This is a genomic window from Pedobacter sp. PF22-3 (genome assembly GCF_026239555.1).
GTDB lineage: Bacteria > Bacteroidota > Bacteroidia > Sphingobacteriales > Sphingobacteriaceae > Pedobacter.
The window spans coordinates 1-14,205 of the sequence record NZ_JAPIVP010000018.1; the positions used below are offsets into that span (position 1 = coordinate 1).

The 14,205-nt window shown below is 39.1% G+C and carries 14 protein-coding genes; 6 read left to right on the plus strand and 8 right to left on the minus strand.

From position 1 onward, the window contains the following. The 4 genes from OQX63_RS19240 to yiaA form a co-directional block, all read right to left on the minus strand. The coding region (locus OQX63_RS19240) for a CYTH domain-containing protein (RefSeq protein ID WP_265852437.1) at positions 1-400 on the minus strand (400 nt) is incomplete at its 3' end. A 1-nt stretch (position 401) separates the two neighbouring features. After that, positions 402-2,351 carry a beta-N-acetylhexosaminidase gene (locus tag OQX63_RS19245; RefSeq protein ID WP_265852438.1) on the minus strand — a complete coding sequence of 650 codons (1,950 nt, stop codon included), beginning with the start codon at positions 2,349-2,351 and terminating at the stop codon, positions 402-404. Between the two features lie 279 nt (positions 2,352-2,630). Next, entirely contained in the window at positions 2,631-3,356 is a 726-nt protein-coding gene (locus tag OQX63_RS19250) for a gamma-glutamyl-gamma-aminobutyrate hydrolase family protein (RefSeq protein WP_265852439.1), read from the minus strand. Between the two features lie 145 nt (positions 3,357-3,501). Continuing rightward, entirely contained in the window at positions 3,502-3,912 is a 411-nt protein-coding gene (yiaA, locus tag OQX63_RS19255) for an inner membrane protein YiaA (RefSeq protein ID WP_265852440.1), read from the minus strand. 168 nt (positions 3,913-4,080) lie between these two features. On the opposite strand from yiaA, the gene OQX63_RS19260 reads away from it, so the two are divergent. Next, positions 4,081-5,577 (plus strand): NAD(P)H-hydrate dehydratase, encoded by a 1,497-nt coding sequence (locus OQX63_RS19260; RefSeq protein ID WP_265852441.1) that lies wholly within the window; start codon positions 4,081-4,083, stop codon positions 5,575-5,577. A 105-nt stretch (positions 5,578-5,682) separates the two neighbouring features. Further along, positions 5,683-6,384, plus strand: a complete 702-nt coding sequence (locus OQX63_RS19265; protein ID WP_265852442.1) for an AIM24 family protein — start codon at positions 5,683-5,685, stop codon at positions 6,382-6,384. Between the two features lie 159 nt (positions 6,385-6,543). Here OQX63_RS19265 and OQX63_RS19270 read toward each other — a convergent pair whose 3' ends face one another. From OQX63_RS19270 to OQX63_RS19285, 4 genes are all read right to left on the minus strand, one after another. Then, entirely contained in the window at positions 6,544-7,401 is an 858-nt protein-coding gene (locus tag OQX63_RS19270) for an anti-sigma factor (RefSeq protein ID WP_265852443.1), read from the minus strand. A gap of 2 nt (positions 7,402-7,403) precedes the next feature. Beyond that, on the minus strand, positions 7,404-7,955 hold the full coding sequence (locus OQX63_RS19275) for an RNA polymerase sigma factor (RefSeq protein WP_265852444.1): 552 nt from the start codon (positions 7,953-7,955) through the stop codon (positions 7,404-7,406). A gap of 112 nt (positions 7,956-8,067) precedes the next feature. Continuing rightward, positions 8,068-8,961 (minus strand): lipoyl synthase, encoded by an 894-nt coding sequence (gene lipA, locus OQX63_RS19280; RefSeq protein WP_265852445.1) that lies wholly within the window; start codon positions 8,959-8,961, stop codon positions 8,068-8,070. A 117-nt stretch (positions 8,962-9,078) separates the two neighbouring features. Then, complete coding sequence (locus tag OQX63_RS19285) at positions 9,079-9,510, minus strand: GNAT family N-acetyltransferase (protein ID WP_265852446.1); 432 nt, start codon at positions 9,508-9,510, stop codon at positions 9,079-9,081. A 325-nt stretch (positions 9,511-9,835) separates the two neighbouring features. Here OQX63_RS19285 and cysS point away from each other — a divergent pair, with 325 nt between their 5' ends. The 4 genes from cysS (at position 9,836) to OQX63_RS19305 (ending at position 14,134) form a co-directional block, all read left to right on the plus strand. Further along, positions 9,836-11,296, plus strand: coding sequence for a cysteine--tRNA ligase (gene cysS, locus OQX63_RS19290; RefSeq protein WP_265852447.1), 1,461 nt, complete (start codon positions 9,836-9,838; stop codon positions 11,294-11,296). A gap of 44 nt (positions 11,297-11,340) precedes the next feature. Then, positions 11,341-12,021 (plus strand): aspartate/glutamate racemase family protein, encoded by a 681-nt coding sequence (locus OQX63_RS19295; RefSeq protein WP_265852448.1) that lies wholly within the window; start codon positions 11,341-11,343, stop codon positions 12,019-12,021. Positions 12,022-12,204: 183 nt separating this feature from the next. After that, complete coding sequence (locus OQX63_RS19300) at positions 12,205-13,188, plus strand: M28 family peptidase (protein WP_265852449.1); 984 nt, start codon at positions 12,205-12,207, stop codon at positions 13,186-13,188. An 88-nt stretch (positions 13,189-13,276) separates the two neighbouring features. Beyond that, positions 13,277-14,134 (plus strand): nuclear transport factor 2 family protein, encoded by an 858-nt coding sequence (locus OQX63_RS19305; RefSeq protein ID WP_265852450.1) that lies wholly within the window; start codon positions 13,277-13,279, stop codon positions 14,132-14,134. Positions 14,135-14,205 lie beyond the last annotated feature (71 nt).

Below are 14,205 nucleotides of genomic sequence, written 5' to 3' on the forward strand. Positions count from 1 at the left end.
TACCTATCCAATCTGGCAGATCAAAAGTTTCATCTTCGCTTTCCAGTTCAATTTCAGCAACAATTAAGCCTTCGTTGTCGCCAGAAAATACATCCACTTCCCAAAGCTTGCCGTTAAATGTAATTTCATAGCGTGTTTTAGACAGTTCTGATTGCGAGAAATTATCTAGCAGTTCTGTGGCTTCATCAACTGGGATTTCGTATTCATACTCCATCCGTGTAGCACCAATGGTTTGGCCTTTTATCGTTAAAAATCCTTTGGTTGCGGTTGCCCTTACGCGTATGGTTTTATCTTTATCAGTGAGTAAATAGCCCTGTCTAAAAAGTTTTCCTTCCGGCTTAATCAGGTCATCCCACTTTTGCTGATCGATTAAAAACTTGCGCTCTATTTCTTTCCCCATTTTATCTTGCCCTTTTCTGTAAATCTGCAACAGGCATGCTGATCAATCTACCGATAGGTTGTTTACCACGATAAGTAATTACGCGTAACATACTGGCATCTTTAGGTACCTGTAGTGCTGCTGTATATTTCGGGTAAAAACGATCGGGCGTAGAGTTGTCAAAACTGTAGTAAATATCCAAACCATCTATTTCTGTGGTCAGTTCTATCATCAATTGTTTGTCAGCACTACGTTTTACGATAAAAATCGGGTCGTAAATAGCAGGTGAGTATTTAATCTCTGCAAAATCCAATCGTTTGAAATGTTGTTGGGTACGATCGACAAAATTGGTCCAGTTTTTCTTTTCAATCGGACTCCAAATCGATTCGGCAATGGCGAATGCACGTGGATAAACCATGTATTCAACCTGTCGGAAGGTAAAAATCTGTTCTGTCCAGAGGTTAGCTTGTGCGCCGATAATATATTGGGCATTTACACCAGCAGGAACAGGATTAAATTGATAAGCTTTATTTAACCTAAGCGAAGCATATACTTTTGGTTCGGTAATGGCATCAGCCTGCATATAATCTAAATAGGCGAAATCAGTCGGACTCATCACTACATTATGTTTGTCATTAGCAGCCTGTATACCATATTTCATTCCTCTCCAACTCATCACGGCAGCTGTTGGCGAAACGCCTCCTTCAAGAATTTCATCCCAGCCCATAAATTTTTTACCTTTCGAAATCACGATCTGTTCTACACGTTTTTCAAAATATGCCTGAACCTGCGGCATGGTTTTTAAACCTTCGCGAACCATTAAAGCTTTAACCTGATCATTCTTTTCCCAAAAATTATGAGGTGCTTCATCACCGCCCATGTGGATATATTCGAAAGGGAACAGTTTGGCTACCTGGGTAAGTACCGAGTCTAAAAAGACATAAACTTTTTCGTTTGCCGGACAAAGTGTATTATCAACCAAAGCTGTTGGTGGCGCACCACGGCTCCAATCCATTATTTTCTCACCCGAGCGTACTTTATAATTTACCGCATCTGGTGTGCAGGATAATTCCGGATAAGAGGCAATAATGGCTAAGCTATGCCCTGGAACATCAATTTCTGGCAATATATTTACAAAACGCTCTTGTGCATACTGAACCAGTTCTTTAATGTCTTCCTGTGTATAAAAACCACCGTAAGTACGGGGTTCGTCAGCGGCAGGTGGGGTGAAATCGCCGAAAGTTCCGGTTTTTTTAACGCTCCAGGCACCAACTTCCGTTAATTTAGGTAAGCCTTTAATTTCAATCCTCCAGCCTTCATCATCAGCTAGATGTAAATGTAAGAGGTTGAATTTATAGCGAACCATGTCATCAATAAATTGTTTTACTTCTTGTTTGGTAAAAAAATGACGGGCAACATCGAACATTAAACCACGCCAGCCTAATTTTGGATAATCTATTACATCAACACAGGGGGCTTTCCATTTGATACCTTTTACAAGTTCTTTGCTTTCTATTTCAGCTGGGAAAAGCTGAAGTAACGATTGAACGCCGTAAAATATACCTGCGGGTTGATTGGCTGTGATGACAACCTGTGTAGAATTAACGTTTAATTTGTATCCTTCTTTACCCAATTGTGCATCTTGCTGGGTGTTTAAAATTAGTTTAACGCTAGGATGGGCCGAATTGCTTACGGTGCTCACAAATTTACCTGTAGCGGTAGTGATCCTGTCAGACAGATAATTAATGGATTGCTTCAGCTCTACACTTTTTACGGCCTGTATAACTACATTTTCGGGCAAAGTAAACATACCTGCCTTTTTTACCAGTGATACAGGCTCAGGTATAATGGCAATTGGTGTTTGTGCAACTTCACTTTCAGCATCGCCGATTTCAGTTTCTGTAACAATAGACTGAGCGGAGATATTAGCTGCAAAAAAACAGCAGGAGATAATCAGGAGTAATTTTTTCATTAAAATAATTAAATCGGATTGACCGGATAAGTATAATCTGCAATTTATTAAAAAAGATTTTAATCGGAGATATTTGTTTTCTCAATTTAACCACAGAGGTTAAAGAGAAAGGCACGGAGATAGCAGAGCCGGAGGCTGATAAGCCGGCGATTTGCCAGCCTGAGCGGAGTCGAAGACTAACAGCAAATCTATCCATGTCAGATTCTTCATTGAGTTATCAATAACGGATTTAAAAAAATCGATCGTCATCTCGACTGTAGCGCAGCGAAATGGAGAGATCTATCTTGGCAGATTTTCACGCTTAAGATTAGTCTTAACGGCATGAATAAAAGCCTGATGTATATTTCTGCTGAACGGGCTTTGCCGATCTTTCAGTCTTTCGGGATGCCATTGTACAAATAACAAGAAAGATTTTCCTTTAGGTTCGATCCGTTCCATGGCTTCGGTAACTCCATCAGAAGAAATGGCACTCACTACAAGTCCTTTTCCGGTTTTATCAGTACTTTGATGGTGATTGCTATTAACCAGTCCCTTATCGGTATCCACAATCTGGCTCAGCCAGGAAGAGGGATTTACCATAATCTCATGATAGCGGTCTGATTTATCGTGCATTTTAGAATGATCGAATTTTCCCCATGTCGGGATGTCTGGAATTAAAGTGCCACCAAAAAATACATTTCCTACCTGTATGCCCCTACAAATGCCTAAAACAGGAATAGAATTGGCTTCGGTATAGGTTAACACCTTAAATTCGAATTCATCTCGCTTTTCATCTACATCATCATCATAACAGTAATGGTAGTATTCAGGATGGTTATAAAATCGCGGGTGCACATCTTCACCACCAGTTAAAACAATACCGTTGCATTTTTTGATCTCTTCGAAATTATTGAGTTTATATCCAAGTTGGATTACGACTACATTTTTATTGTAAGATAATACCCAGTCGCGGTAAATTTCATATTTACTACAATCGGTAACGCCAATGATTATTTGATCAGACATATTAATCGCATAGATTTATCTTATTTGCTTTGAAGGTAATGTGCCAATATTTTAATTATACTGATGAGCTTCGCTATCTGAAACCGCAGGCATTATAAAGTAATTCATCATGCCTGCGGCTCGTTTTGTTAATGTACGCAGATATTTAACTGTCCTGATCTTTGTTTTTATTCACAATCTGGCTGTCCCTCGTGTTTTTCTGCACGGCAATGGCACCAAATAACGAGAGTAAAAAGGCAAAGGCATAAAATCCTTTTTCACTAGGTAACAAGGTGGCATTCCACAAACCGATTACCAGTAAGGTGATGGTTAATAAGGTAGAAAACCAACTGATGCCATAATAAATTTCGGTAACCGGAATTCCTTCCAATTTATCGCGAACAGCTTTTTGCAAAGAGATTACCGCGAACAGACCGAACATTAATACGGTAAAATAATATCCTTTTTCGTTAAGAAGCATATCAGAACGCCACAGGCCTACAATAAAGCCAATCATTCCGGTACCTAGTGCAATCCAGGAAGCTGCCACGAATGCATTTGATGGTTTTTGATTCATTGTTTTGAGATTTAATTTAATTCTATAGACAAAGCTAAAGTTGGGTAAAAGGTATAAAATTAAAAGCATTTGTTATAAAATGTTTTTAAAATCTGGAATCTTCTGATACAAAAAATCAAACAAAATTCTATCTTTTGCATTATAGCTGTATACTCTTATTTTAGTCATATGCGAACATTGCTTACTTCTGCTCAAATGCGCAGTGCTGATCAGTTTACCATCGCCAACAAACCTATTGCATCGATTGACTTGATGGAAAAGGCTGCAAGGGCCTTTGTACAGTGCTTTTTGAGAGAGGAGTTCGATACAAGCCAAAGCGTAGCTATATTTTGTGGGAAAGGAAATAATGGGGGAGATGGACTGGCTATTGCACATTTGCTTATTGCCAACGGATATGAGAATTTAAAAGTTTACATGGTTAATTTCTCTGAAAAACAGAGCGACGATTTTGCGATCAACCTGCAACTGATTGAGGAAACACGTTGTAAAAAAACAATCATTAATCAGGTTGCTGATCTAAAAAACCTGAAGGCCGATATCATTATTGATGCCATTTTAGGTTCTGGCTTAAATAAACCGTTAACTGGAGAATTTGAAGCCCTTACTCAGGTTATAAACAAGTTGAATAAAAAAGTATATGCGGTTGATGTACCTACCGGTTTTTTTGCTGAAGGTAAACTGCCTAAAGATTATAATGGTATAAGAGTCTATAAAACAATTTGCTTTCAAAGGCCGAAGATTAATTTCTTTTTCCCGGAGTCGGCCATGGCGACTGAAAAATATGAAGTGGTTGACATTGATCTGGATGAGAATTTTATACAAAAGCAAGAGACCGATTTTTATTTGCTGGAAGAACTTGATATAGAGAAAATCCTGCAGCCCCGAAAATTGTTCAGTCATAAGGGTACTTACGGCCACGCATTGATTATTGCAGGAAATAGCAATACCATGGGGGCAGCTTTGCTTTCAGCTATGGCTTGTTTACACACAGGGGCAGGATTAACTACTGCATGTATTCCACCAGATGGATTAATTGCCTTAAATGCTACTTTGCCAGAAGTAATGGCATTGCCGAGGGATGAATACACGAGGATAGAAAATCCAAAGAAATATCAGGCAATTGCTATTGGTCCCGGCTTAGGTACAGAAGCTGATCATGAAAAACTATTGGAAAGTTTGATTATGGTAAACCAGCCACTCATTATTGATGCAGATGCACTGAACATTTTGGGCGAAAGGCCTGATTTGCTTGATAAACTTGCTGCAAATACCATTATCACCCCGCACATGAAAGAGTTCGATCGGTTATTTGGCGGCCATGATAATTGGTGGGACAGGGTGCAAACGGCCAAAGTACGTGCTAAGAAGCAAGGAATCGTTATTGTGCTTAAAAATCAGTATACTTTTATCTGTCTGCCAACAGGTAAAGTATTCATCAATCCAACAGGTAATCCGGCAATGGCGCAAGGTGGAATGGGTGACGTTCTTACGGGCATGATTGCAGGTTTTATCGCACAGCGTTATTCAGCAGCAGATGCTGCTACCCTGGCCTGTTATATTCATGGAAAGGCAGGCGATTATTTAGCAGAAGAACAATTTGTGGTTGCTGCATCGCAGCTTGCCACTAGAATCTCAAAAGAGATCAGGGCGCTTGTATCTAAATGATTTAGATACAATTATGGAGAAAAATCATTAGCCTACATGCTTCTGATTTATAATTTTCAGAAATATTTTTAATTAACAGATATCTTAAAACGGAAAACAAATTTTATGGCACAAAGAGCGTACACACTAAATGAGTTAATTCAGGAATCGGCAGAAAACCCAAATGAAAATGATTTCTTTGAACTAGAGAAACCGGCCATGCTGGAGGTAAATCTTAAAAATCAAAAAATCCTGGCAAAGGCAGGCTCTATGGTCGCTTATATAGGAAGTATCGATTTTAAAAGAGAAGGACTATTGAGTAAAGGTTTAGGTGGTTTACTAAAAAAAGCGATCTCTGGTGAAGGCACTTCGCTCATGCATGCAACTGGAACGGGTAAATTATATCTGGCCGATGAAGGGAAGAAAGTAAAAATCATCAAACTTCAAAACGAAGCAGTTTTTGTAAATGGTAATGATGTTTTAGCATTAGAAGAGAATATTAAAAATGAAATAAAAATGCTAAAAAGTATTGCGGGGATGATGAGCGGCGGTTTATTTCAGGTTAAATTATCAGGTAGCGGTTATATTGCCATTACCACACATGGCGAACCCATTTTATTGAGGGTAACTGGTAACCAACCTGTATACACTGATCCGAATGCTACGGTAGCCTGGTCGGAAAATTTAACGCCGAACATTAAAACCAATTTAACTTTTGGCTCTTTTATCGGTAGGGGAAGTGGAGAATCTTTCCAATTAGAGTTTTTTGGCGAAGGATGGGTATTGGTACAGCCTTATGAAGAAGTGAAGTACGCAGCAAAATCTTAATCGTCGAATCGTCATCTCGACCGCAGTGGAGAGGTCTTAATCAATAAGTTTTCTCAACTGCCTTTCACTTCGCTCGAATTAATTTAGGGTGTAAAAACAAAAAAAAATCCCGGCATTTTTCAATGTCGGGATTATAATAAGTTATTTAATTATTATCCTTTACACCCCACCCATAACAGTTAGTTTATCCATTGTTGGATTAACACTTCCGCCCATAGGCTCTAGCGTTACTGCAAAAGCCTGCGCCTCTTGTATGGCCTGCATTTTTACCAATGCTTCATTATGGATAGAATCCGCTTTCCCGAAAACACCTAAACTTATCGGTTTGCCATTTACCAAAGCCCATAACTGATATTCATGCTCGGCATCGGTTTTTGGTAAATCCATTGCCACATAATTAATCAATACACTTTTATCTTTTTTATTCCAGTAAACCTTCATCTTAGATGTTGGACTAAAAGCCTGCCCCGCCATACGAATAGTTGCCCATTCTTTGCTATCGGCCATTGCGGCCATATTACCTAAGCCCTGGTTTTCAAACTCCAGCTTGCTAACCACACCTGCAAATTTTTGTTTATCCAGGCTTAAGCTCGCAATCTGGTCATGCGCAGCGTTTAACTTATTATACGTAATAAACAATGCTGCTGTACTCACTACCAATAAGGCTATACAAGCAACTAAGGCATAACGTAAAGTTCTCACCTTAGCATCACTTCCATTTAAACGTATAATTTTTGCTTCTTCTGTATAAATTGGTTCCGGTTGAACACTCACATGTTCATCAACTTCGTTTAATCCCAATTTTTCCAATAACCTTGTTTCTATATCCGCAGAAGGCTGAACGGCGTTTTGCATAGCATATTGCTCCAAAGCTTGCTCAATAGCGGCTATTTCATCCATTACACCAGGGTATTGAGATGCTATTTCCTCTACCCGTAATATTTCTTCAGGTGATAAATCACCTAAAACATAAAGTTCAAGTACTCCAGATTCGATATATGCTTTTAAATTTTCCACGCTCAATTAAAACTCCTTCTCAATTCAATAATAGCCAACCGGATCCGGGTTTTCACCGTACCTAATGGCAGATCTAACTTTTCTGCGGCTTCCACATGTGTGAAACCCTTGTAATAAACTAAATCAAGAACTGCTTGTAGATCCGGTTTAAGGTTATCTACAAGTTGCTTAACACCAAGAACATCCGGGTTAAACGTAACCTTGTTTTGCTCATCAACGAAACTTACGTTATTTTCTATATCTTGGTTTTTGAGTGAATTCTTAAAATCTTTAGAACGTAATTTGTCGATGGATAAATTGCGTGCAATATTCATCATCCACGTAAATAAACGTCCTTTAGTATGATCATAGTGTGCGGCAGATTGCCAGATTTTTACAAAAGTTTCTTGTAGCACATCCTCAGCAAGCTCTGTGTGGGTAATAATGCGTGAAATAACACCATAAAGTGCTGACGAGTACATACCGTACAATGTTTTTAGTACCGCTGGATCTTTCGATTGCAGTGCTAGCACAAGTTCTGGCTCAGTTAGGGTTAATTTTTTAAATGCAGTCACTATGGTTACTAAGATACAATACACAACAGCAAAAGCAAAAAAAAGTTTTATAAATACATTCCGCCAGGGAATACGATTATAAAACTTTCTTCAGTCTAATTGAATAAGTGAACTATATTATCCCTTCAATTGGGAAAAGATGTTTTTCAGCATGGTAGGATGAACGCACCAGCGGACCACTTTCTACATATTTTAAGCCTTTTGCCAGGCCGGCTTCTTTATACATGGCAAAGGTATCAGGATGGATCCAATCAACCACAGGATGGTGGTTGCGGGTTGGCTGTAAATATTGGCCCAAGGTTAGGATGTGAACGCCATTGGCCACTAAATCGTCCATCGCTTCAAAAATATCTTCCTCAGTTTCACCCAAACCAAGCATTATACCTGTTTTTGTTCTTAAACCAAATTCCGAAATTCTTTTTAATGCTTCTAAACTTCTATCGTATTTCGCCTGGATGCGTACCTGTCTGGTTAAACGCTTAACGGTTTCCATATTGTGCGAAACCACTTCCGGGCGTTCTTCTAAAACGCGGTATAAGTTATCCCATTGACCTTTAAAATCGGGAATCAAAGTTTCTAAAGTGGTAATTGGGCTTTCTCTGCGGATAGCTTGTAGGGTTTCTGCCCAAATAATTGAGCCGCCATCTTTTAAATCATCGCGATCTACCGAGGTAATTACGCAATGTTTAACCCCCATTAATCTCACTGAATCTGCAATACGGTTAGGCTCATCAACATCAACAGCCAACGGCCTGCCTGTAGCTACAGCACAAAAAGAACAGCTGCGGGTACAAATGTTCCCTAAAATCATGAAAGTTGCCGTACCTGCACCCCAGCATTCGCCCATATTAGGGCAATTGCCACTTTCGCAAATGGTATGGAGCTTGTGCGTGTCTACTAAACTGCGAACTTGCGCATATTCTTTACCAACGGGTAATTTTACACGTAACCAATCTGGTTTACGCTTTACTTCAGTCACAGCAGGTACTACCGGTAAATCAATCATGGTACAAAGTTAACGAATAGGATTGAATTGTTGCAATGGCGAAATGTTTGAGCGTTGTAATAAAGTTTAGCAAAGACCAGCATGTAATGTCAGATAGAAATATCTGACACCAGAAAGTTAATCCAGCTCCATTTCAAAAGCAATCTGACGTTTATGCTCTTTAAAGCCTGCCCGCTCATAAAATTGATGACTTTCCGTGCGTTTGGTGTTGCATCTAACCTTTAATTTTTTCACCTGATGCTGTTCTGCCCAAAGCTTTACGCCTTCAATTAATTGTTTTCCAATTTTTAGGTTGCGGTAAGCAGCATCAACAACCAATCCTCCGATTTCGACAAAAGGATCTGATTCTAGCCTTAAGGTATAAAAACCGTGGATCCAACCAACCACCTTATTTTCGAAAATGGCAACATAAGCGCAGTTCTCGTTGCTATTATTAATCTGCCTGATCCTAAACAATATTTGTTCGATATTGCTATCGTAACCCAATTGTGTGGATAGTCCGGCCACACTTTCTGCATCTTTTTCGGTTATTACTCTAATTTCGACCATTATTAATAAGGTATTATGTTGAACTAAATTAGGATTAAAAAATTATTCTACCATCAGAAGTTTACGGTCCCAAATGCACCAGGCCTTGCCACTTAAACCCTATTGAAACGGCAGCTCCCGATTTTTTCATCGGGACTACAGCGGAAAGAGGGACTGCTTTTTCCGATAAGCAGTACAGCACCTTTTCAAAAAAACAAATAATCTGAAAGCCTTCGGGCAAAGTAAATAATGACATATGCTGCCTGTAAATGTTAGCTAAAAATCATAAGCTTAACAATACCATTTTAAAGGTTTTAACTTTCTAACTAAATCTTACATTTGCAATATGGATAATGGTTTACAGCTTTACAATACGCTTTCACGCAAAAAAGAACTTTTTCAACCCTTAAATGCACCCAATGTTGGGATGTATGTTTGCGGTCCTACTGTCTATAGCGATGTGCATTTGGGCAATTGTCGTACATTTATTTCTTTCGATTTAATTTTTAGGTACCTAAAGTATGCTGGTTATAAGGTACGTTATGTACGTAATATTACCGATGCAGGCCATTTAGAAGGTGATAGAGACGAAGGTGATGATAAGTTTGCAAAACGCGCGAAACTGGAGCAGCTTGAGCCAATGGAAATTGTACAGAAATATACCTTAGGTTTCCATGATGTGATGCGCATGTTCAACACGCAGCCACCAAGTATCGAACCTACCGCTACAGGGCATATTATTGAGCAGATTGAAATGGTTAAAGTAATTATAGCCAACGGTTATGGTTATGAAGTGGATGGCAACGTATATTTTGATGTAGAAAAGTATAGCAAGGAGTATAATTATACGATTTTAACCAACCGCAACCTGGAAGATATGCTGAATAATACCCGCGAGCTGGGTGGGCAGGATGAAAAACGTGGAAGGTTAGATTTTGCACTATGGATAAAAGCAAAGCCAGAAACCTTAATGCAATGGCAATCGCCATGGGGCATGGGCTTTCCAGGTTGGCATATCGAATGTTCAGCCATGAGTGCTAAATATCTGGGCGCTGAATTTGATATCCATGGTGGTGGAATGGACCTGGCAGCAACACATCATACCAACGAAATTGCACAATCTGAAGCTTGCAGCCATAAACAGCCTGCACGTTACTGGATGCATACCAATATGCTTACCGTAAACGGTACACGCATGTCTAAATCGGCCGGCAATGGTTTTCTTCCTCTAGAGTTATTCACCGGTGACCACCCTTTGCTGAAAAAAGGCTATAGCCCGATGACAGTAAAGTTTTTTATGTTACAGGCGCATTATCGCAGTACTTTGGATTTCTCTAACGATGCACTGGATGCTTCGGAGAAAGGTTTCCGTCGTTTAATGTCGGCTATTGGCTTATTGGATAAACTATCTGTTTCTGAACAGAACGATTTTGATATTGATGCGTTGAAAGAAAAATGCATTAATGCGATGAATGACGATTTTAACAGTCCGATTTTAGTTGCCGAGTTATTCGAAGCCGTTCGAATTATTAATACTGTGTATGATGGTAAAGGGAAAATTTCAGCAGAAGCACTTGAAAAATTAAAGCAGTTGGTTAACGATTTTGTATTCGACATTTTAGGACTCAAAGATGAGGACGCTGGGAGTAACGACTTAAATGGCGTTTTAGATATGGTAATTAACCTGCGGACTGAGGCCAAAGCGAATAAAGATTATGCAACTTCTGATCGGATCCGCATCGGATTGCAGGAATTAGGCATCCAGCTTAAAGATGGCAAAGAAGGAACAACATGGAGTAAGGCTTAGTTAGTCATGAGCCTATAGTCCAAAGTTATGAGTCGATTTAAACAATGAGAAAAATTGGTTTAGTAGGGGGCATTAGCTGGGTATCGACAATAGATTATTATCGTTTTATAAACGAGGGCGTAAATGAGCGCTTGGGCGGATTAAATTTCGCTGAGTGTTTAATTTACTCCCTTAATTTTGGTGATGTTCAGGATAAGACCTGGGAAGGATCATTTGACCTTTTACTTGTTGCTTGTGAGCGTTTAAAGCGTAGTGGTGTAGAAGCCATTGTGTTATGTGCCAATACTGCCCATCTTTTTGCAGACCAGCTTCAGGAAAAAATTGCATTACCTATTATCCATATTGGCACCGAAACTGCTAAGGTCATAAATGCTACTGGCATTAAAACCGTGGGTCTACTAGGTACCGTATTTACCATGGAGAAGGAGTTTTACATCAAAAAGCTCGAAGACCATGGATTAAACGTTTTGGTGCCTGCCCCAAAAGCAACATGCGATTACATCCAGTTTACGCTTAAAGAAGAATTGGGCAGAGGATTGATTTTAGAAGAAACCAGGGCGAAGTATATCAAAATAATTAATGATCTGATCGCGGATGGAGCCGAAGGGATAATCCTTGGATGTACAGAAATCCCTATGCTGATCAATCAGGATGATTTCGAGATCCCGGTATTCGATACCACTAAAATTCATTGCCAGGCCATTGTGGATTACATGCTTTCTTAGACCACACTTTATTATGCTAGGGCTGAAAACAAATCTCATAAGTTTTCATGCTCACCTAGAGTTTTTCCCCCTTCAAAGGGGAATAGACTATTTCCTAGCAATAAATTTGTCTCCCTTTGAAGGGGGGCAGGTGGGATGAGAGATAATTACACTACTTTAAACAATTTTCAGTTAGTTTGAAAAATGAATAAAAAACTTTTAATACTGCCTTTATTAGCGTTAATCGGATTTGAGGCATGCCAGAATAAAACAAAGCAGGGTGCAGATAAAAATGGGGAAGAAAGTGCAGCAAAGCTTTTGTCGCCTGATTTTAATGCAGATAGCGCTTATGCCTATACCAAAGCACAGGTAGATTTTGGTCCGCGGGTACCCGGAACCACTGCGCATCAAAAATGCGCAGATTATTTAGTGGCCAAACTAAAATCTTTCGGGGCCGAAGTGAGTATTCAGGGCGAAAAAACACAGGCTTATGATGGCAAAAGCTTTCAGTTAAAAAATATTGTTGCTGCATTTAACCCCGGTAAAAAGAACAGGGTATTAATTACTGCGCATTGGGATGCCCGCCCGTTTTCGGATCAGGATCCCGATCCGAAAAACCATACAAAAACTTTTGATGCAGCGAATGATGGTGCAAGTGGTGTAGCGGTAATTTTGGAAATGGCACGCCAGATACAACAGAAGCAGCCTGATGTTGGGGTAGATTTTGTGCTTTGGGACTTAGAAGACTATGGCAAGGCAAATGATGAAACGCCTGATGAAACCACTTGGTGCCTGGGCTCGCAATATTGGGCTAAAAAAGCCATTTCTTCGGATTATAAAGCACTTTATGGTATTAATTTGGATATGGTTGGCGGTGGTAATGCACAGTTTACGCAAGATGAAATTTCGCGCCAGACTGCGCCTGATGTGGTCAACAAAGTATGGGATATTGGCAACGAAATTGGTTATTCCTCTTATTTTACCAAAATTCCGAGCGGTAAATTGGTTGATGATCATTTCTGGATGAATAAAGCTGGTGTTCCCTCTATTGATATTATCCATTACAACGATAACAGTGGTTTTTACATTAACTGGCATACCCAATTGGATAATTTAGCGAATATTGACAAAAACACATTAAAAGCAACCGGCCAAACCGTTTTAGAAACCATTTATAGGGAAAAATGATGGGTAACAATGTTCAATTGTTAGTTACTTTTAAGGCCACACATCAAAGAAAATTTTATATTCGCCAAACATATTATAATAACTCATAATGAAACACTTATTTTCAACTGCAATCGCTTCGCTCTTAGCTTTAGGCGCTTTTGCTCAAAAAAGCGACGGAACAACCAAATCTTTAATAAATGCTGAAAAGGATTTTGCTAAGTCAATTGCCAAAAATGGAGATAAAGAAGCTTTTATAGATTACTCAACCACAAGTACTTTAGTATTCAGGCCAAACCCAGTTAATGCCAAAACTTTTTATGCTGGCAAAGCAGATGCTGAAAAGGATGTAACATGGACCCCAAACCTGGCGAAAGTATCACGCAGTGGCGATTTAGGTTTTACTACAGGACCATATGAAGTTGGTACTTCAGAGAAAAAATACGGTCAATATCTATCAATCTGGAAATCAGAAAACGGCAGATGGAAATTAGCTATTGATTTAGGAACGGAAAGCAATAAACCTTTAACTCAGGTTTCGCCATCATTTGTGGAACCAAAAGATCACGTTGCGCCAAAATTTTTGAATGAAAGAGAAATTAAGGCTGGGAAAGAAATTATCATCACTACTGAAAAGACCTTAAATACCTTATTAAAAACGCATGGAATTGCGGCATTTGGTGGCTTTTTAACCAATTATGCCCGTTTACTTTTCCCGGGTAACGATGCCATTGAAGGAAAAGGAAAGATTGTTGCTTTTTATAACAGTATGATCAGCAAAATTAACTTGAAAACAACCAGTGTAGATAAAGCTATCGGTAGTGATTTAGCTTATACTTATGGTGTTGCTACTATCGATTATAAAGCCGATTTACGAGAAAGTTTTAACTACGTTTTCGTTTATGAAAAGGGAGCAGATGCAAGCTGGAACTTAATTGTACAGGCTTTTGTACCAGCAGAAAGATAAATAACCAAAATGTGAATTGAAAAAGGGGCTATCTATAAACCAGAAGCCCTTTTTTTTATTTTTATAGATTT